The organism is Ruegeria sp. YTSC192, assembly GCF_059609705.1.
On the sequence record NZ_JBXWMG010000015.1, the window covers coordinates 51335 to 69833 of the forward strand.

The following is an 18499-nucleotide window of genomic DNA, read 5'->3' on the forward strand; positions in this document are numbered from 1 at the left end:
AGCAGTCAGAGGTCATGCATGACCCTATTGGGCATCACATGTCAGAAGGATGACGGGCCGTTTCTGGTGGAATGGCTGGCCCATCACCTTGCGGCAGGCGTCGATCGGTTTCTGGTGCTGAGCCACAATTGCTCGGATGGGTCGGATGCGTTGTTGCAGGCGCTAACCCAGGATGCGCGGATCGAGCATCTTCCCTTCACCCCCAAAGGCAACAAGGCGGTGCAGTGGCAGGCGTTGAAACACGCCTCGGATCACCCGGCTTACGCTTCGGCCGACTGGGCGTTGTTTTTCGATTGTGATGAATTCTTGTGTCTGCGGGATGCTTCCCTGCCTGATCTCCTGACCCGGTTCGAGGCAGCGTCGGGGTCTTTTGATGCCCTTGCCCTTCCGTGGCGGTTCTTTGGCGCGGGTGGTCAGGTGCAGCGTGACAACGGTTTGACGCCCGAGAGGTTCACGCAAGCCGCGCCCGAGGACCTGCATTTCCCCCTCGGCCACCTGTTCAAGACGCTCCACCGTCCGGCGGCGTTTCAGAAGCTGGGGGTGCATCGGCCCCGCAGCAAACCGTCAAAACCCGCGCGTTGGATTGGGCCCGATGGGGCGAAATTGCCTCCGGGCTTTGCGGAGAATGACGGTGCGATTTCGCTCTATGGTTTGCCTATGGGCGCGCGGCAGGTCTGGTTGAACCACTATGCCCTGCGCTCGCGCGAAGAGTTCATGATCAAACGCATGCGGGGTTTGCCGAACCACATGGACCGCGAGATCGGGATGACCTATTGGGCCGAGCGCAACTGGAACACGGTCGAAGAGACAAGCATTTCGACGATGATGAGTGCGACCCGCGCTGTTTGTCAGGACCTGATGCGCCTGCCTGGCGTGGCTGCCGCGCATGAGGCCTGCCTGAACTGGCACCGCGCCGCCTATGCGTCCTTGCAGCAAGATATCGAGGCCGTGCGGCTGGAGTTCCGCCTGGGGCTGGTCAACAGCATCCCGCCCTCGGCGCAAGAGGGGGCTGCGTTTGTCGCCCGGCAGGTCTCGCTTTTGTCGAAGGCGGCTGAGTGATGGGGCTGATCGAACGGCAGCTTGCAGGTCAGGATCTGGGTGTCGCGATCCTGCTCGATGCGGTTGCGCATCAGGATGGCGGCGCGCAGGTCGTCACGTTGTTCTTTGACCGCTTGATTGTGCCCGAAGATGTCATCCCCCCTGAGGGCAGCGTGCTTGAGGAGGTCGGCGCTGTAGGCGACGCGCGCATCCTGCGATATCGTCTGCCTCACGACGCTCGGCCCCGGTTCACGATCTGCGGTGAGTCTTTTGAGACCTGCGCGCCCTCGGAATGCGCGCTGTTTGAGGGGCAGAACGCCTTCATCGCCCAACGCAATGGCGAAAGCGCCGAGATCGTGTTGGAGTGGCTTGCCTATCATATCGAAACCCAGGGGCTTGAGGCTGCGGTGATCCTCGACCGAGCCCCTCCCGGTGGCGAGGATGGGTTTGCCGCCGCCCTTCGCGAAGGTCTGGAAAGCCATGCTGTGGTCTGTCAGGTGGTTCTGGTCCAAAGCCCGGTGCCGCTGGGCAAACCCGACCTGCCGCCCGAGGCGCACCCGTTTTGCGTCAGCGAGTCTCCGGGCAAGGACCGGATGGAGGTCCCGCCCCCCAGCCCATGGGATAGCCCGCTGGGCGCGTTTTCGGTTTATGAAATCCTGCGTACACGGTTTCTGGCGCAGGCACGCGCCGTGGCAAACATCGACGTGCATGACCTGATGCTCGAAACGGATGTATCCGTCTTCGACGCAGCCGTCGCGGCCGAGGGCGGACTGATTGCGCTGTTTGGGCGGCATTGCTATCCGTGGCGCGTACGTGCGGGGCAAAAGGCACATTTCGGCGATCATATCTGTGTGCAGTTTGATGCAACGGGCGGCCGGCAGCGGTGGTGTATCGCACCGGCCAAATCCACCCCGGACGCGGTTTGGCGGCTGGTGCGGGTCGGAAATGCCCGCCCGGATTCGAGCCGAACCAAGGGGTTTTACCGTCACATGCTGTTGCGGCACCCGACACGCTCGATCTCGAAGATCGTGCCCAAGACCTCTCTGATCGAGCATGAGCCGCTGTTGCATTTGTCCGCCACGACCTGGGGGCACAAGCCCGTGCGGATGCCCGAGTTGGAGGTCACCTCAAAGAAAACAGGGCGCGGGCGGTGTGCCATCGTGACCACGATGAAGAACGAAGGTCCGTTCATTCTGGAATGGCTCGCCTATCACCGGGCCATCGGGTTCGATGATTTCCTGATATACACCAATGACTGCACCGACGGCACCGATACGATGCTGCAGATGCTGCAAAGCAAGGGCCTGGTTCAACATCGCGACAACCCGTTCCGGCAGATGGACATGCGCCCGCAGCACGCGGCCCTGCATTCCGCCGATGATGAGCAGATCGTCAGGGATGCCACGTGGGTCGCCTGCATTGATGTGGATGAATATGTGAACATCAAATGCGGCGACGGCACTCTGGACGCGCTGTTTGCCGCTGTGCCTGACGCCAACATGATCGCGATGACCTGGCGGTTGTTCGGCAATGGCGATCTGCACGGGTTCGAGGACAAGCCCATAATCGAACAGTTCCAGCGCTGCGCCCCGGAATATGCCCGCAAGCCGCATCAGGCCTGGGGGTTCAAGACACTGTTCCGCAATATCGGCCTGTTTCGAAAGCTGGGCGTGCATCGCCCCAAGGGCCTCAATCCGCAATTGTGGGAGGAGATCAACTGGGTCAACGGGTCTGGCGCGCCGATGCCGCGCTCGATGTTTCGCAATGGCTGGCGATCCACGATCAACACCTATGGCTATGATCTGGTGCAGCTGAATCACTACGCCGTCCGCTCGGCTGAAAGCTTTCTGGTCAAGCGCGACCGGGGGCGGGTGAACCATGTTGAGCGGGATCAGGGCCTTGCCTACTGGTTCCGCATGAACAACAACTACGCCGAGGATCATTCCATCGCGCGTATGGTGCCTGCAATGCGGGCCGAGCTGGACCGTCTGCTCAGCGATCCTCAGATCGCCGCCGCGCATGCCCATTCCGTAGATCGCCACCGCGCCAAGATCGCGGAGTTGAAAGCCACGCCGAACTACGCCGCTTTCTACGCCGAACTGACTGGCGCGCGCCTGGAAAAGCTTGCGCGCCTGCACCGGCATTTCGGGGCGAATGTGTTCCTTAAAGGCCCCTCATCCATTCCCGATGACGTGCTAAAGCGTGACCCCGACAAGGATTGGTTCTTTACCGTCGATCATGACGGGGAAACCCAGCACTAGATCGCTTTGCGTTTGATTTGAATCGAAATACGCTGCCTCTCCCTGCGGTCGAACGCGCATTTCGATGATCTTGCTTCAGGTAAAACGCAAAACGCTTTAGACCCTAAAGCGCGGCTTTCAGCCCGTTTACCAGCTCATCCATTTCCGGATCCAGCTTCATTGAGGCTGCCTTGCGCCGGTGCCATTCGACCGCCCGCGCATGCAGATCGCCCAAAACCGGGTCCGATTTCAGCTCACCTGCCAGCTTGTTGCTTTGGGGGGCGTAGCGCTCGATCGAGGTGTCTTTCTCGTCGTTGAGGTTGAACCTGTCCCAGTATTCCATGCCCAGCACGTGGTGGCTGTGGTTCGCCCGACCGCGCGCGCGTTTGATCAGAAAACTCTCCATCGAGCGCAACGCATAGTGGTTGACCTGCGCGTGGGTAAACAGGGGCGGGTTCTCGGTGCGGACGCCATCTACGACGTAGTCCGCGCCGCCGGGCAGAACACGCTTGGTGTCCGAGACATGCTCATCCAGAGACACCGGTGCATGCAGGCCCATCCGCTTGAATTTATGCTGGTTGGTGTAGAGGGATTTGACGAATTTACCGGTATTGGGTCGTTCCTTCGCGTCCCATTCAAGCTCACCCATGGTGAATTGCTGGGTCACGGGCGCGTCGTCAAACCGCTCGATATGGTCCGGGCCGAAGACCCGCCAAGGAACCGAGATCACATCCGCATCCGTACCAGACCCTTCGACCAGCGCGCGGGCTGAGCCATCGCCCATATGGATATTTAAGTACTCATCCACATCGCAGACAAAGACCCATTTGGCATCCATCACGATGTCATAGCGGCGCGAGGCCTGCCGCAGGGCCGAACGGTGAATACCGCCGCCGCGAATGATCGTGTTGTGTTGGGTGACCAGCCCCATCTCTTGCAGGCGCAGAAGGATTTCGACAGTGGGATCGGTGCAGTCATTCGTGCAGACCAGAATGTGGTCAAAGCCCAGCGTTTTGTAATGCGCCACCCAATCAATGATATAGGGGCCTTCGTTTTTCATCGTTGAGACGACTGTATAAGTCTCGTTGCTCATGACTGTCTGCTCGCTTGCATGCCTTGGCGTCTGGGTCTTATCTATGCGGCAAGAAGCGGGGTGCAGCAAGGTCACGCCCGACCACCTATTCGCGCCTGCTGCGTAATCTGGCGGTACCCAAGCGCGGCGCAAGACCTTAGGATCAAGAAAACGACGCGTGTGCCAAAATACACGCAGGCACAAGGATACGCGGATGGCACGCACGCGCGAGGTTGGCACGTTATGGATCGGTGGTCCGCTCAGTTGGCTTGAACAGCTGTGCCTGAAATCCTTTGTGGACAAGGGTCAGAAGATCACCCTGTTTTCCTACGAAGATATCCCCAACGTCCCCGATGGCGTGATCCGTCGTGACGGGCGCGAGATCATAGATACCGACGATTTCATCAAATACGAACACAAGAACTCTTTCGCGCTGTTCGCCGATTGGTTCCGGCTGCACATGATCCACAAATGCCCCGGCATGATCTGGATCGACACGGATGTCTTCTGCCACCGCCCCATGACCTATGACAGTGATTATGTCTTTGGGTATGAGCTGCCAGGCGCACACCGGGTCAACAACGCGGTGCTGGGAATGCCCTCGGACAGTGAGCTGCTGCGCCAGATGCTGGACTTCACCGAGGATCGCTATTCCATCGCGCCCTTCCTGCCCAAAGGTAAACAGCATGCCATGCGTCAGGCGGCTGAGCGCGGCAAGCCAGTGCATATTTCACAGCAGCCCTGGGGGGTCTGGGGGCCAATGATGGTCACCCATTTCGTTCATGCGTTGGGGTTGGAGGCACATGTCCTGCCACTGAATGCCTTTTATCCGATCACCTTTCCCGAACGGTTCAAATTCATGCGCCGCGTCTCGTTGGCCGCAGGCTTGATCACAGAAGAGACCACGGCGCTGCACCTGTGGGCGTCAAACAAGCGACCCTTGGGAAATAACCACGCAGGTCTGCCGCCCAAAGGCAGCTACCTTGCCAAACTTGTGGCCGAGACGGGCATCAACCCCGCCCTCGCGCCCATCAAGGGGCGTGGGCATACGGTGTTTGACGGCGCGCTGATTGATGAGGTCGACCTGACCGAGGTCCGCTCGGTCGCGGATCTGACAGGCAAGGCGCGCAGCTTTGTTCTGGCGCTGCATCACAAGTTCGATTGCGACGTCAAGCTGGTCGATGTGAACCGCCGCGGCAAGTTCAAATCCGATGAGGAGCCGTGGGTTTCCGACTACGTCACCTTTCTGACCGATCATGAGGTCGACCCGGACCGGATCGAAATCATCACCTCCGAGGATCGGCTGAAGCCGGTGGATGTGCTGTGCAATCTCGAAGGGTTTGGCGATCGCTACAAGGTGCCTTTCCTTGAGAAATTCCTGACCCGGATGCTGCATTCCGACACGCGGCTGTTCATGGATATCCGCAAAGGCTCGGGCGCGTTTCCCTTCCTCAAGGCGTTTGGGACCAATGAAAAGATCGCCACGCATGAGGTGGACGGGCACGAGGTCACCCGCGTGAAGGTTCTGCCCAAACCGCCCGAACCCACCGATGCCGCAAGCAGCTGGGCGCGGATCGCGACGGATCTGGCGGGCAAGGACGGCTGGTATCGACCCGGCGAGAATGGGCACTCGCTGCTGTACATGCCGCGGTCCAAGGGCACTCTGGTTGTGAGTTTCGACAATCTGGACGTGGCGATGAACAACCGCAAGGATCGCCGCCCATGGGGATATTCCTTCATCAAAGAGCAGAACTGGTCGATGCTGTCGGCCATCGCTGGTGGCTGGACCTGGTATCGTGAGCCCTGGGTCTATGATCAATTCGATGAATTGAAGCAGAGCGGTTTCTTCAAGCAATTTCAGCGTGTTGTGTTCTACGGGGCCTCGATGGGCGGCTATGCGGCCTGCGCCTTTTCTCCGGCAGCACCGGGTTGCGATGTGGTTGCGATCTCACCGCAAAGTACGGTCGACAAGTCCGTCGTGCCGTGGGAGACGCGCTATAGAACCGTGTGGGATCGGGACTTTACCGGCCCTTATGGCGATGCCGCGCAGGTCAGTCAGGCGGCGCGGCGGGTGTCGATCCTCTATGATCCCTATGAGCCGCTGGATGCCGGTCACGCGGCGCGGTTCACAAACGCCAACGTCTCGCATCTGCGCGCGCCGCTGCTGGGGCATCGGTTGGGGTCGTCTCTGCTGCAGATGGGTATCTTGCACCCGATCATTCTGGGGGCGTTGAACGGAACCTTGACCGAGGCTGAGTTCTACACCCTTCTGCGCGCCCGCAGACAATTCCCACGCTATCAGCGAGAGCTGTTCTTGCGCGCGGTCAACAAGGGTCACAAGGATCTCGCCCGCCGCCTTGGCGCGCATATCCTGAAACAAAACCCCAACCGTGCAGTCAGGTTGGGGTTGAAAGAACTGGGTTAAACGCGGCGATCAGGCGCGTTTTTCGCCGATGGTCGCAACGCCCAGAATATCCAGAACCTTGGCTTCGATCTGTTCGGCGTTCATGCCCGCCACCGCATACATGTCTGCCGGGCTGGCCTGATCAATGAATATGTCGGGCAAGACCATCGAGCGGTATTTGAACCCGCGATCAAACACGCCTTCGTCTGCCAGAAGCTGTGCAACATGGCTGCCGAAACCACCCACGGCACCTTCTTCGATGGTGATCATCGCCTCGTGGTTTTCAACCAAATCAAGGATCAGATCGCGGTCCAGCGGCTTGGCAAAGCGCGCGTCCGCAATGGTCGGGGTGATGCCACGCGCCGACAAGGCCTCGGCTGCTTTCTGAACCTCGGCCAGACGGGTGCCGAAGGACAACAAAGCCACGCGCGCGCCCTTCTGGATCAACCGGCCCTTGCCGATTTCCAGAACTTCGCCCCGTTCGGGCAGGTCGACGCCAACGCCCTCTCCCCGGGGATAGCGGAACGCAATTGGGCCGTCGTCGTGGGCTGCTGCCGTGGCCACCATATGCATCAATTCGGCCTCATCTGCGGCGGCCATGACGACCATGCCCGGCAGATTGGCCAAATAGGCAATGTCGAAGGACCCGGCATGGGTGGCCCCATCCGCGCCAACAAGACCGGCACGGTCGATGGCAAAGCGCACCGGCAGGCGCTGGATCGCCACGTCATGCACAACCTGATCATAACCACGCTGCAGGAACGTCGAATACATCGCGCAGAAGGGCTTCATCCCGCCCGCAGCCAGCGCGGCGCAGAAGGTCACGCCATGCTGTTCCGCAATCGCCACGTCAAAACAGCGCGAAGGATAGCGTTCCGCAAACAGGTTCAGCCCGGTGCCATCGGGCATGGCTGCAGTGATGGCGACGATCTTGTCATCCCGCGCGGCCTCTTCCACCAACGTTTTGCCAAAGACCGAGGTATAGGACGGCGCGTTTGAGGGCGCTTTTTTCTGTTCCCCCGTGACAACATCGAACTTGGCGGTCGCGTGGCCCTTGTCGCGGGCCTGCTCGGCCGGGGCATAGCCTTTGCCCTTTTTGGTCAGAACATGAATCAGGATCGGCCCCGTCGCCCGTGCCTTGACGGTGCGCAGAACCGGCAGCAACTGGTCCATGTCATGCCCATCAATCGGGCCGAGGTAAGAGAACCCCAACTCTTCGAACAAGGTCCCGCCAACGGCCATCCCTTTGAGCATCTCTTTCGCGCGTTTGGCTCCTTCGCGGAACGGCTCGGGCAGCAATGATACCGCGCCTTTGGCGGCGGCCTTCAGCTCGTGAAACGGTTCCTCGGCGTAGATGCGCGACAGGTAGGTCGACAGAGCGCCCACGGGTGGCGCGATGCTCATCTCATTGTCGTTCAGGATGACAATCAGGCGTTTTTTCAAATGGCCCGCGTTGTTCATCGCCTCAAACGCCATGCCCGCAGACATCGAGCCATCGCCGATCACAGCAATCGCATCGCCCAGCCCCTCGGGCGTTACGCCGCCCAGATCGCGTGCGACGGCAAAGCCCAGTGCAGCACTGATCGAGGTGCTGGAATGCGCCGCGCCAAACGGGTCATAGGGGCTTTCGCTGCGTTTGGTGAAGCCGCTGAGGCCATCTTTCATACGCAAGCTGCGGATACGATCCCGGCGCTCGGTCAGGATCTTGTGCGGATAGCACTGATGCCCCACATCCCAGATGATCTTGTCGCGCGGTGTGTCGAAGACCGCATGCAGCGCCGTCGTCAGCTCAACCACACCAAGGCCTGCGCCCAGATGCCCGCCGGTGACCGACACGGCCGAGATCGTCTCGGCCCGCAATTCCTGCGCCACCTGATGCAGTTGCGCGTCCGAGAACTGCTTGAGGTCCGCAGGGCGGTTCACAAGGTCCAGCAGTGGCGTATTCGGACGGTCAGACATTTGGCGCGTTCCTGGCTTAGCTGTCCCGGGCAATAACGAAGCGGGCAGCATCCTTCAAGGTTTCAGCCCTGGCCCCGTACCCATCCAGCGCAGCGCAGGCTTCGCCCACCAGCTCTGTTGCTCGGGTCTTGGCTGCATCCAGCCCCAGAAGCGAAACAAAGGTTGCCTTGCCCGCATCTGCGTCTTTCTGCAGCCGTTTTCCGGCCTTTTCGGCGTCACCCTCGATATCCAAGATGTCATCGGCGATTTGAAAAGCAAGCCCAAGGGCTTGGGCATATTGGCGCAACGGGGTTGGATCGGCCTGCGCCAACCGCGCGCCCGCGCAGGCGGACCATTCGATCAACGCCCCGGTCTTGCCCGCCTGCAGCCGTGTGATTTCGTCCAGCGACAACGGGGCAGAGGCCGTTTCGGCCGCGATATCCAGCGCCTGACCCAGAACCATGCCCTGCGCCCCACTTGCCTTGGCCAGAGTCATCGCCAGTTCGGCGCGAATCTCGGGCTTGCCGACTTCGGGCCGTGTGCAAAGCTCGAACGCCAGGGTCTGCAAGGCATCACCGGCCAGAACAGCGGTGCCGTCGTCCCACTTCACGTGTACTGTTGGACGCCCGCGTCGCAGGTCATCGTCATCCATGCAGGGCAGGTCATCATGGACGAGGGAATAGGCGTGCAACGCCTCGATCGCTGTCGCAGGCCAGATCGCCTGCGCTGCATCAATGCCATGCAGGCGCGCGCTTTCCAGAACCAGAAACCCGCGCAGACGTTTTCCGCCTTCGGTGGCGTAGGCCATGGCCCGCGTCACATCCAGATCGTCAAGTTCCCCCAGAACCAGGTCAAAATGGCACTGAACCCGCGCGGCATCCTGCGCCAGCGTGTCGCGAAACATTTACTGACCTTCGACTGGAGTCGTCCCGGTTGGCTGACCGCTGGCGTCCAGCGTGATGGCGGCGACTTTTTCCTCAGCGCGCTTCAACTCATCTTCGCAGCGCTTCTTCAAAGCCGCACCGCGCTCATAGAGCGCAATCGACTGATCCAGCGCCACGTCACCGCGTTCCAACTGGCCGACTACGGCCTCAAGCTCTTTCATCGCCTGTTCAAACGTCATCTGCTCAACGGGGGTGTCGGTCATCGTGCTGCCTTCATCAGTTCTTCCACATGGGCGCGTGTCGCCTCGGCCAGTGCGTTCAGATCATACCCGCCTTCCAGAGTCGAGACGATACGGCCACCACAGACCTCATCGGCGATCTTGCACAGCTCGGCGGTGATCCAGGCGAAATCGCCCGTGGACCAGTTGAGATTGGCCAATGGATCGTCTTGATGGGCATCAAACCCGGCCGAGATAATGATCAGCTCGGGCTTGAAGGCCCTCAAGCGCGGAAAGGCCTGTGCCTCATAGGCTGTGCGCATCTCGGCCCCACCGCTTGCAGGGGGCAGGGGGATGTTCAGAACCGTGTCATAGGCCCCGGTTTCATCGGGTCGACCAGAGCCGGGCCATAAGGGCATTTGCTGGCTGGTGATCACAAGCGCGCGTTTTTCGTTCCATAATAAGTCCTGCGTGCCATTGCCGTGGTGTACATCGAAATCCACCACCGCGACACGGGTTAGCCCGTGATGGTCCAGCGCATGCTTTGCACCCAAGGCGGCATTGCCAAAAAGGCAAAACCCCATCGCCTTGTCGGTTTCTGCGTGATGCCCCGGCGGGCGAATGGCGCAGAACGCATTCGGGACCTCGCCAGACAGCACCAGATCCACCGCCCGCACAACAGCTCCCGCACCCCGATACGCGGCATCGACCGAGCCCGGCGACATGAACGTATCCCCGTCTATCTGCGCATAACCCTCTTCAGGCCGCGCGGCCCGGATATCGCGGATATAGTCCTCGGGGTGAACCCGCAGCAAATCATCATCCGCGGCCATCGGAGCGGTCCTGCGGTCCAGATCCAAAGCCTCCAGCGCGTGCAGAATATGCTCCAGCCGCGCCACCCGCTCAGGGTGACCATCGGGGGTCACATGGCCCAGACAATCTGCGTGGGTCAACAAGGCCGTCTTCATCGGGATCCCCTCTTCATCTGGCTAAAAATATCTTCGCCGAAGGCATAAAATCGCCGCGCAGCGGCTTGGTCAATCCGGTGCCAGCATATACCCGGCACCGCGGACAGTTTGCAGGTATCGGGGCTGTTTGGGGTCCTGTTCGATCTTGCGCCGCAACCGCGTGATCTGCACGTCAACAGCCCGTTCCTGCGCCTGTCCCTTGTCGCGTCCCAGATCCTCAACCAGTTTTGCCCGGCTGATCGGTTCACCCGGTTTGGCCGAGAAGATTTTCATCAACTGGCTTTCGGTCGCAGTCAGGCGCACGGGGTCTTCGCCCTGCCACATCTCACCACGCTCGATGTCATAGCGGATCGGGCCAAGTGTCAGGATTTTCGCCGCAGCGTCCTGAGCAGGAGCCTCGGGCATCCGCCGCAGAATGGCGTTGATACGCAGCAACAGCTCTTTCGGCTCAAACGGTTTGGCCAGATAGTCATCGGCCCCGGCCTCAAGCCCGGCAATCCGATGCTCGGTCTCGCCACGCGCCGTCAGCAAAAGGATCGGAGTGCTGTGGGTCTCGCGCAGCGCCTTGGTCAGGCTTACACCATCCTCGCCGGGCATCATCACATCCAGAACGATCATGTCGAAGTCCAGCCCGGACAGCACCCGCCGCGCATGCGCCGCGTCGCGCGCGGCGGTCACCAGAAACCCGTTCCGCATCAGGAACTTCTTCAACAGATCGCGAATGCGTTCGTCATCGTCGACGATCAGCAGGTGGGCATCCATATCGCTCATGAGGTCGTATCCCGCAACTTCTTGTAGGCATGACGCATATCAGCATCCATCATCGCTTCAAGTACTTTGCGGAAACCTGCAACGGCCTCGGGGCCCGCATCCTTGTATGCGGCCCGCATCCGCGCGCGCTGGGCGTCGGACAATGTCGCCTCAAGCGCGTGGCCTTTTTCGGTCAGAAACAGATGCCGCTCGCGCTTGTCGATGGTGCCAACACGGCTTTCAACCAGGCCGTCATCGATCAGGGTCCGCAGCACCCGGTTCAAAGACTGTTTCGTCACCCCCAGAATGGCCAGCAGGTTGTTGACCGTCGTGCCGGGGGCGCGGTTGATAAAGTGGATCGCCCGGTGATGCGCCCGCCCGTAAGACATGTCCGACAGGATGCGATCCGGATCCGCAGTGAACCCCCGATAAGCGAAAAACATCGCCTCAATCCCCTGCCGCAACTGCTCATCTGTTAGGAATAACAGGCTTTCACCCCCAAATTTCGGGGCGGGGCGGATTTCGGACATATCATGCCTCATGTGTTACTCGATCTACAGTTTAAGTCAGCCTTATTGACATTCCAAGGGCAGACAGGTATCGAATCGCAGTTTTTGCGCAAGATTGTGTCCGCTTCGGTCCTAACTAGCGCAACATTCGCAAATTCAACCCGGTTCAGGAGGTTTCGCATGGCGGGGTATGATGATCGTGATGGTACCATCTGGTTGGACGGCAAGCTGGTCCCATGGCGTGAGGCCAATGTCCACATCCTGACACATGCGATGCACTACGCCTCGTCCGTGTTTGAGGGCGAGCGCGCCTATAGTGGCAAGATCTTCAAAAGCCGGGAACATTCCGAACGTCTGATCGCCTCGGCCGAGGCGCTGGATATGCCGATGCCCTACGACGTGGATCAGATCGAGGCCGCCAAGGAAGAGGCCCTGAAAGCCAGCGGTCTGCAGGATGCTTACGTCCGCGCGCTGGTCTGGCGTGGGTCGGGCGAAGATATGGGCGTGGCCTCGGCCAAGAACCCTGTGCGGATGGCCGTCGCCGTCTGGCCGTGGGGGGCCTATTACGGTGACGCCAAGATGCAGGGCGCCAAGCTCGACATCGCCGAATGGAAACGCCCCAGCCCGGAAACTATCCCCGTGCATGCCAAAGCGGCGGGTCTCTACATGATTTGCACCATTTCCAAGCACAAGGCCGAGGCCAAGGGCTGCTCGGATGCGTTGTTCATGGACTGGCGCGGCTATGTGGCCGAGGCCACCGGGGCCAACGTCTTCTTCGTCAAGGATGGTGAGGTCCACACTCCGCTCGCGGATTGCTTTCTGAACGGCATCACCCGTCAGACCGTGATCCAGATGCTGAAAGACAAAGGCATCACCGTGCATGAACGCCGCATCAAGCCCGAGGAAATGGCTGATTTCGAACAATGCTGGCTGACGGGCACTGCAGCCGAGGTTACTCCGGTCGGGCAGATTGGCGACTACACGTTTGAAGTGGGTGATCTGACCCGTGAAATCGCGGAAGACTACGAGAAACTCGTCCGCGCCTGATAAGACCTGAACCCCCCCGCTCCGGCGGGGGTTTTTGTTGCAGATCGTGCGGAATATCTTGCAGATCGTTCAACAGCATGGACCTTGGTGCGCCTTGCTGTATCTTTGTCCTATGTTGGACCTTCTCAGCGATATCCTCACCCGCCTGTCCCTGCGCGGTACGTTCTATTTCAGAACCTCCTTCACCCCGCCGTTCGGGATTCAGGTGCCCGGCTTTGAAAACGTGGCCCGGTTTCATTTCGTCCAGCGCGGAGAGCTGAAGGTCCACATCCCGGCAACTGGTGAGACTGTGCGCCTGAAACAGGGCGATCTGATCGTGATCCCGCATGGCGCGCAACACGCGCTGCTGTGCAATGAGGTCAGGCCATTTGACGCTCTGCCGTTGGAGCAGGTCCTCGACATCGCGGGCTATACCGGTGACGGCGTTCTGGTCTATGGCGGTGGGGACGAGGAACGCGATACCCAACTGATCTGCGGGCATTTTTCCTTCACAGGACCGGCTGGCCGGACTGGCACTGGTCATATGCTGATCGACCGGCTGCCGCCCTACATTCTGATCCAGAACTACGGCGAAGAAGGTGGATCGTGGATCGAGGCCACCCTGCGCATGATCGGCTCCGAGGTATCCGGCGCGCGGATTGGCGGCGACCTGATTGCCTTGAAACTGTCCGAAGTGCTGTTTGCACAGGCGATCCGGGCCTATCTGGAACATCAAAGCCCCGACGATGACGCCCTGGCCGGATTTGCCGACCCGCGAATTTCGCGCGCCTTGACCGCGTTCCACCAAGCCCCCGCGCAAGAGTGGAGCGTGGCCAGCCTTGCCAGTGAGGCAGCGATGTCGCGCACGGCCTTTGCCCAGCTCTTTGCCGAGAAGATGGGCACCACCCCGATGCAATATCTGACGGACTGGAGGATGCAGATCGCTTGCCACGGTCTGACCGAGGGGCGCTGGAACGTGGCCGACGCCGCAGCCGAGGCCGGATATGCGTCTGAGGCGGCGTTTTCGCGGGTGTTCAAGAAGCAGGTCGGAGTGTCCCCTGCCGCTTATCGCGAGATGCACTGATCCGCCAGAATTCCTGAACGATCTGCAATGTTTCATAAACGATCTGGGCTGCTACGTTCCCGAGGCAGTTCCTATTCTTGATCTGTCTCTGATTGAGGAAAGGAAATCCAAATGTCCCTCCGTTTTGTCACTCGCAATATTCACGCTTATCTCGACTATCCCGTTGCCGTCGCGCTGATGGTGCTGCCCTTTGTGCTTGGTCTGGGCCAATCTAATCCGCTGGCGCTGTGGCTGTCCGTTGTCACCGGCGTTGCTGCTTTCGTCCTGACGGTGCTCACCGACCATCACCTGGGGATCTGGCGGGTGCTGCCTTACAAGCTGCATCTGGCCGTGGATCTGGTCGTTGGCGTGACCTTCCTGCTGGCCCCCAGCCTGCTTGGCTTTTCGGGAATCGACGCGCTGTTCTATTGGCTAAACGGGGCCGCTGTCGTCGCGGTAATTTCGCTTAGCGCGCCTGAGCACGTCGCGGCGGCCTGATTCCAGCCCATCTCTTGCTGCTCAAAGCCGCGCTATCTTGCGCGGCTTTTTCCTTTTTAGGGTCTGTTTCTCTGGGAAAAACAGGCTCTCTGGCTTGATACGACGTTTTTGCTTGCAAAAACTGACAAAAATAGTCAGAAAAAATCAACGCCAGATGAACCGATCAAGCATCAGGTTCCGGGGCGGTCTGTGGGCTCAGCAAGTTCAGTCGTGATGGCCTGCCACCGTTCCGGGAACGACCGAGGACACCGATGCGTACCAGATTTGAAGAGTTGCTATCCGACCCGTGTTGCGCGTCCTGCAATTGCGACGCATTGGCCTCGGATGTCGAGGCCTATCTGGATCGCAAGGCCTGCGACGCAGAAAAATGCCGAGAGCTGAACCAACAGCCCTCGGACAATGTTGTCAGTGAAACACGCAAAAGGGCGCGCGGTTAATAGTCCACGCCGCGCTGGGCTTTGATTCCGGCCTTGAAAGGGTGCTTTTCTTCGGTCATCTCAGTGACCAGATCGGCATAATCCCGCAGCTCTTGCGGTGCATCGCGGCCGGTCAGGAAAACGCTGGTCTTGTCAGAGCGGCCGTTCAGCCCCTCGATCACACGCTCAACCGACAGGTATTCGTAGCGCAGTGCGATGTTGATCTCGTCCAGCACGACCAAATCGTAGTCTCCGCTGGCCATCAGGTTGCAGGCCTTGTCGAATGCGGCGGTAGCGGCGGCGATGTCGCGTTCGAGGTCCTGAGTGTCCCAGGTAAAGCCTTCGCCCATCGTGTGCCACGTCACCAGGTCTCGTTCTTCGAAAAAGCGCCGCTCGCCGGTTTTCCATTTGCCTTTGATGAACTGAACAACGGCCACCTTCTGCCCCCAGCCAAGCGCACGGATCACCACGCCAAAAGCGGCCGAGGATTTACCTTTGCCCTTGCCGGTATTGATCAGCACCAAACCACGGTCGGGGTCGACCGCTTCGGACACTTTCTTGCGGTGCTTGGCCTGCACCTCTTGCATCTTTTCCTTGTGGTCTTGCGCGTCACTCATGTTGGGCCCTCATTGATTGTTGCGCTCAACCTAAGCGAAGTTGGCGAAAGGTAAAGTCACGGTTTGTGGTCGGTCAGAGACCGCGCTTTACCACGTTCCAACCCCAGCTGATGCTCGCGCCAGACCACGACCACATTGCCCGCAATCACCAGCGCCGCACCCAGCAAGATCGCCAGCGTCGGTAGCTCGTCGAACCAGAAATAGCTGATCGCGATGGCAAACAGCATGGTTGTGTAGTCATAAGGCGCCAGCATCGACGCCTGACCAAACCGATAGGACGAGGTCACAAGAATCTGCGCGACCCCACCGATCAGGCCTAAAACCATCAATATCAGAGCCTGATTTAATGTTGGCATGGTCCAGCCCCAGAACGCGGTCAGTGACGACAGAAGAGTCGCCGTGATCGAGAAATAGAACACGATGGCGGCGGGGTGATCGACCTTGACCAATTGCCGGATATGGATTTGCACAAAGGCCCGCGCGATGGTTGCAGCCAGAACACAAAGGGCGCCAATCGTTGCCGCCACCTCCATTTCAGTGCTGCCAAGCCGGGGCCAGAGCATGATCAGAACCCCCACCAGCCCCAGCATCACCGCACCGATGCGGATCATGCGAATGCGCTCTCCTAACAGCAGAGCGGCCAGGACAAGGGTGAAAATCGGGGTCGCGTAGCCAATTGCGGTGACCTCGGGCAAAGGCAGCAGGCTGAGGCCGGTAAAGGTCAGGCCCATCGCACTGGTGCCCAGAACGCCGCGCCAGAAATGGCCCATGGGTTTTTTGACGACAAAGCCCTGCGACAGCTCTCCGCGCCAGATCAGCCAGGCAATGATGACGGGAATCGCCAGGAGCGACCGGAAAAAGACCAGCTCACCCGGTGGAAAGTCTTCGGACAACGCTTTGACCAAGGCCGACATCAAAGTGAACAGCATCAAGGCGGTCAATTTCAGGCCCACAGCAAGAACGGGGCGGTGCGATGTCAAGGATTGTGCCATTGGCCGGGAACCTGCGCTTTTGACGCGGAAAGATCAACGCCGGGATTGTACCAATCAGGGGGTTTCCCATGGCGCAGGCACAGGGCGGCCGATTTCATCCGCGAAGGTCTTAAGGAAATCAAGCATCTGCGTCCGGCGTTCTTGCGCCAGAGCATGGCCAGCCTCGGTCAGCATGTCGTCGGGCAGGTTCAGCAGCTTCACTTTCCAATGGTCGATCGAGAAATTCAGGTCGTCCAGATCGCGCGCCTCGGCAAAGGGATCTTCGGGGTCGTAAAGATCCCGGCCCAACGCACCCGCGACCACAAAAGTGCGCGCGATACCGATGGCCCCCAGCGCATCGAGCCGGTCGGCATCTCGCAGGATGCGGGCTTCTGATGTGCGAGGCGGTATGTTGGCCGAGAAGCTGTGCGCTTCAATCGCGTGTTGGGTGGCTTGGATCTGTTCGTCAGAAAAGCCCAATTCCTCCAGAATAGGCTCTGATTCCTGTGCGGATTGGCGCGAGGCCAAGTGGCGGTTTGGGTCGTTCTTTGGCAGGTTGATCAGATCATGCAGATAGCTGGCAGCTAGCAACACAGCCATGTCCGCCTGATTATCTGCAATGGCTTGAGCATTTCGCCAGACCCGATCCAGATGCGCCAGATCATGGGCGGGATCGGTCTGCATGCGCTGCGCGACGATGCCGCGCAGGCGTTTGCGCAGATCAGCCAATTTGTCCACGGTTCTCGCCAATCTGGCCTCGGTGCAGCAGCAGATGGTCAAGGATCACGCAGGCCATCATCGCCTCGCCCACCGGCACAGCGCGGATACCGACGCAAGGGTCGTGGCGGCCTTTGGTGATGATTTCGGTTTCCTCGCCGGATTTGGTGATCGTCTTGCGCGTGGTCAGAATAGACGAGGTCGGTTTGACCGCAAAGCGCACCACGATGTCCTGCCCGGTCGAGATACCGCCCAGAATGCCGCCCGCATGGTTCGAGCTGTACTGAGGGCCGTTCTGGCCCATGAAGATCTCATCGGCATTGGCCTCGCCGGTCAGTTCGGCGGCAGCCATGCCCTCGCCGATCTCGACGCCTTTGACGGCGTTGATTGACATCATAGCGGCGGCCAGATCAGTGTCTAACTTGGCGTAAATCGGTGCGCCCAGCCCAGCGGGGACGCCACGCGCGACGACTTCGACGATCGCGCCGACCGAGTTGCCGGACTTGCGCAGGTCATCCAGATAGGCGGCCCAGTCCTCGGCGGCTTGGGCATCGGGCGTCCAGAAGGGGTTCTGTTCGATCTGCGACCAGTCGAAATTGGCGCGGTCGAATTTGTGCGGACCGATCTGGGTCATGTAGCCGGTGATCTGCACATTGGGCGCGATCTGTTTGATCGCTTCGCGCGCCAGACCCCCGGCCGCGACGCGGGATGCAGTTTCACGGGCCGAGCTGCGCCCGCCGCCGCGATAGTCGCGGATGCCGTATTTCTGCCAGTAGGTGATATCGGCATGTCCCGGACGGAACTTCTCGATGATATCACCGTAGTCTTTTGAGCGCTGGTCGGTGTTCTCGATCATCAGCTGAACGGGCGTGCCGGTGGTCTGGCCTTCGAATACGCCGGACAGGATTTTGACCTGATCAGGTTCGCGTCGCTGGGTGGTGAACTTGTTCTGCCCTGGTTTGCGCTTGTCCAGCCAGTGCTGGATCATCGTCTCGTCGATCTGCACGCCCGGAGGGCAGCCGTCGACCGTCGCGCCCAAAGCGGGCCCGTGGCTTTCGCCCCAGGTGGTGACGCGGAAGAGGTGTCCAAAGCTGTTCATCGACATGGGGCGGGCTCCTTATGCGGGGTTGTGATTAGCGGGGAGAGCCTTTGGCCTCAAGCGAATTTGCA

The 18499-nt window shown here is 60.0% G+C and carries 18 protein-coding genes; 7 read left to right on the top strand and 11 right to left on the bottom strand.

All coding sequences use genetic code 11. The features are described from left to right. The first annotated feature begins 18 nt into the window (after window positions 1–18). Both AC2FD8_RS18370 and AC2FD8_RS18375 read left to right on the top strand, forming a co-directional pair. Window positions 19–1059, top strand: a complete 1041-nt coding sequence (locus AC2FD8_RS18370; RefSeq protein WP_496858527.1) for a glycosyltransferase family 2 protein — start codon at window positions 19–21, stop codon at window positions 1057–1059. Then, window positions 1059–3299: a glycosyltransferase family 2 protein gene (locus AC2FD8_RS18375; RefSeq protein WP_496858525.1), complete on the top strand. Its 2241-nt coding sequence runs from the start codon at window positions 1059–1061 to the stop codon at window positions 3297–3299. The genes AC2FD8_RS18370 and AC2FD8_RS18375 overlap by 1 nt, the downstream gene beginning before the upstream one ends. Window positions 3300–3402: 103 nt before the next feature. Here AC2FD8_RS18375 and AC2FD8_RS18380 read toward each other — a convergent pair whose 3' ends face one another. After that, a complete protein-coding gene (locus tag AC2FD8_RS18380; RefSeq protein ID WP_496858523.1) occupies window positions 3403–4371 on the bottom strand; it encodes a glycosyltransferase family 2 protein in 969 nt (322 codons plus the stop codon). Window positions 4372–4564: 193 nt separating this feature from the next. On the opposite strand from AC2FD8_RS18380, the gene AC2FD8_RS18385 reads away from it, so the two are divergent. Further along, window positions 4565–6775: a hypothetical protein gene (locus tag AC2FD8_RS18385; protein WP_496858521.1), complete on the top strand. Its 2211-nt coding sequence runs from the start codon at window positions 4565–4567 to the stop codon at window positions 6773–6775. 9 nt (window positions 6776–6784) lie between these two features. On the opposite strand, the gene dxs is transcribed toward AC2FD8_RS18385, so the two are convergent. From dxs to AC2FD8_RS18415, 6 genes are all read right to left on the bottom strand, one after another. Next, a complete protein-coding gene (gene dxs, locus AC2FD8_RS18390) occupies window positions 6785–8713 on the bottom strand; it encodes a 1-deoxy-D-xylulose-5-phosphate synthase (protein WP_496858520.1) in 1929 nt (642 codons plus the stop codon). A 16-nt stretch (window positions 8714–8729) separates the two neighbouring features. After that, window positions 8730–9596 (bottom strand): polyprenyl synthetase family protein, encoded by an 867-nt coding sequence (locus tag AC2FD8_RS18395; RefSeq protein WP_496858518.1) that lies wholly within the window; start codon window positions 9594–9596, stop codon window positions 8730–8732. Further along, window positions 9597–9839 carry an exodeoxyribonuclease VII small subunit gene (locus AC2FD8_RS18400; protein ID WP_170484940.1) on the bottom strand — a complete coding sequence of 81 codons (243 nt, stop codon included), beginning with the start codon at window positions 9837–9839 and terminating at the stop codon, window positions 9597–9599. After that, a complete protein-coding gene (locus AC2FD8_RS18405; RefSeq protein ID WP_496858516.1) occupies window positions 9836–10762 on the bottom strand; it encodes a histone deacetylase family protein in 927 nt (308 codons plus the stop codon). The genes AC2FD8_RS18400 and AC2FD8_RS18405 overlap by 4 nt, the downstream gene beginning before the upstream one ends. A gap of 69 nt (window positions 10763–10831) precedes the next feature. Continuing rightward, window positions 10832–11533 (bottom strand): response regulator, encoded by a 702-nt coding sequence (locus AC2FD8_RS18410; RefSeq protein ID WP_170379735.1) that lies wholly within the window; start codon window positions 11531–11533, stop codon window positions 10832–10834. Beyond that, a complete protein-coding gene (locus tag AC2FD8_RS18415; protein ID WP_496858514.1) occupies window positions 11530–12042 on the bottom strand; it encodes a MarR family winged helix-turn-helix transcriptional regulator in 513 nt (170 codons plus the stop codon). The genes AC2FD8_RS18410 and AC2FD8_RS18415 overlap by 4 nt, the downstream gene beginning before the upstream one ends. 159 nt (window positions 12043–12201) lie before the next feature. Between AC2FD8_RS18415 and AC2FD8_RS18420 the strand changes: the two genes are divergently transcribed. The 4 genes from AC2FD8_RS18420 to AC2FD8_RS18435 all read left to right on the top strand — a co-directional run bounded on the left by AC2FD8_RS18420 (window position 12202) and on the right by AC2FD8_RS18435 (window position 15045). After that, entirely contained in the window at window positions 12202–13068 is an 867-nt protein-coding gene (locus AC2FD8_RS18420; protein WP_496858512.1) for a branched-chain amino acid aminotransferase, read from the top strand. A 112-nt stretch (window positions 13069–13180) separates the two neighbouring features. Further along, complete coding sequence (locus AC2FD8_RS18425; RefSeq protein ID WP_496858510.1) at window positions 13181–14131, top strand: AraC family transcriptional regulator; 951 nt, start codon at window positions 13181–13183, stop codon at window positions 14129–14131. A gap of 111 nt (window positions 14132–14242) precedes the next feature. Next, window positions 14243–14608: an SPW repeat domain-containing protein gene (locus AC2FD8_RS18430; protein WP_496858508.1), complete on the top strand. Its 366-nt coding sequence runs from the start codon at window positions 14243–14245 to the stop codon at window positions 14606–14608. Window positions 14609–14859: 251 nt separating this feature from the next. Beyond that, complete coding sequence (locus AC2FD8_RS18435) at window positions 14860–15045, top strand: hypothetical protein (RefSeq protein ID WP_496858506.1); 186 nt, start codon at window positions 14860–14862, stop codon at window positions 15043–15045. Here AC2FD8_RS18435 and cobO read toward each other — a convergent pair. Genes cobO through aroC form a run of 4 tightly spaced genes read right to left on the bottom strand, consistent with a single transcriptional unit; the run spans window position 15042 to window position 18434 of the window. After that, on the bottom strand, window positions 15042–15641 hold the full coding sequence (gene cobO / locus AC2FD8_RS18440; protein ID WP_496858504.1) for a cob(I)yrinic acid a,c-diamide adenosyltransferase: 600 nt from the start codon (window positions 15639–15641) through the stop codon (window positions 15042–15044). The two genes, AC2FD8_RS18435 and cobO, sit on opposite strands and share 4 nt — an antisense overlap. A 56-nt stretch (window positions 15642–15697) precedes the next feature. Next, window positions 15698–16633, bottom strand: coding sequence for a DMT family transporter (locus AC2FD8_RS18445; protein WP_496858502.1), 936 nt, complete (start codon window positions 16631–16633; stop codon window positions 15698–15700). A 54-nt stretch (window positions 16634–16687) separates the two neighbouring features. Continuing rightward, the gene (locus AC2FD8_RS18450) at window positions 16688–17350 is read right to left on the bottom strand and encodes an HD domain-containing protein (RefSeq protein ID WP_496858500.1); all 663 of its coding nucleotides are present in this window, start codon (window positions 17348–17350) and stop codon (window positions 16688–16690) included. Then, complete coding sequence (gene aroC / locus AC2FD8_RS18455; RefSeq protein WP_496858498.1) at window positions 17334–18434, bottom strand: chorismate synthase; 1101 nt, start codon at window positions 18432–18434, stop codon at window positions 17334–17336. The genes AC2FD8_RS18450 and aroC overlap by 17 nt, the downstream gene beginning before the upstream one ends. Window positions 18435–18499 lie beyond the last annotated feature (65 nt).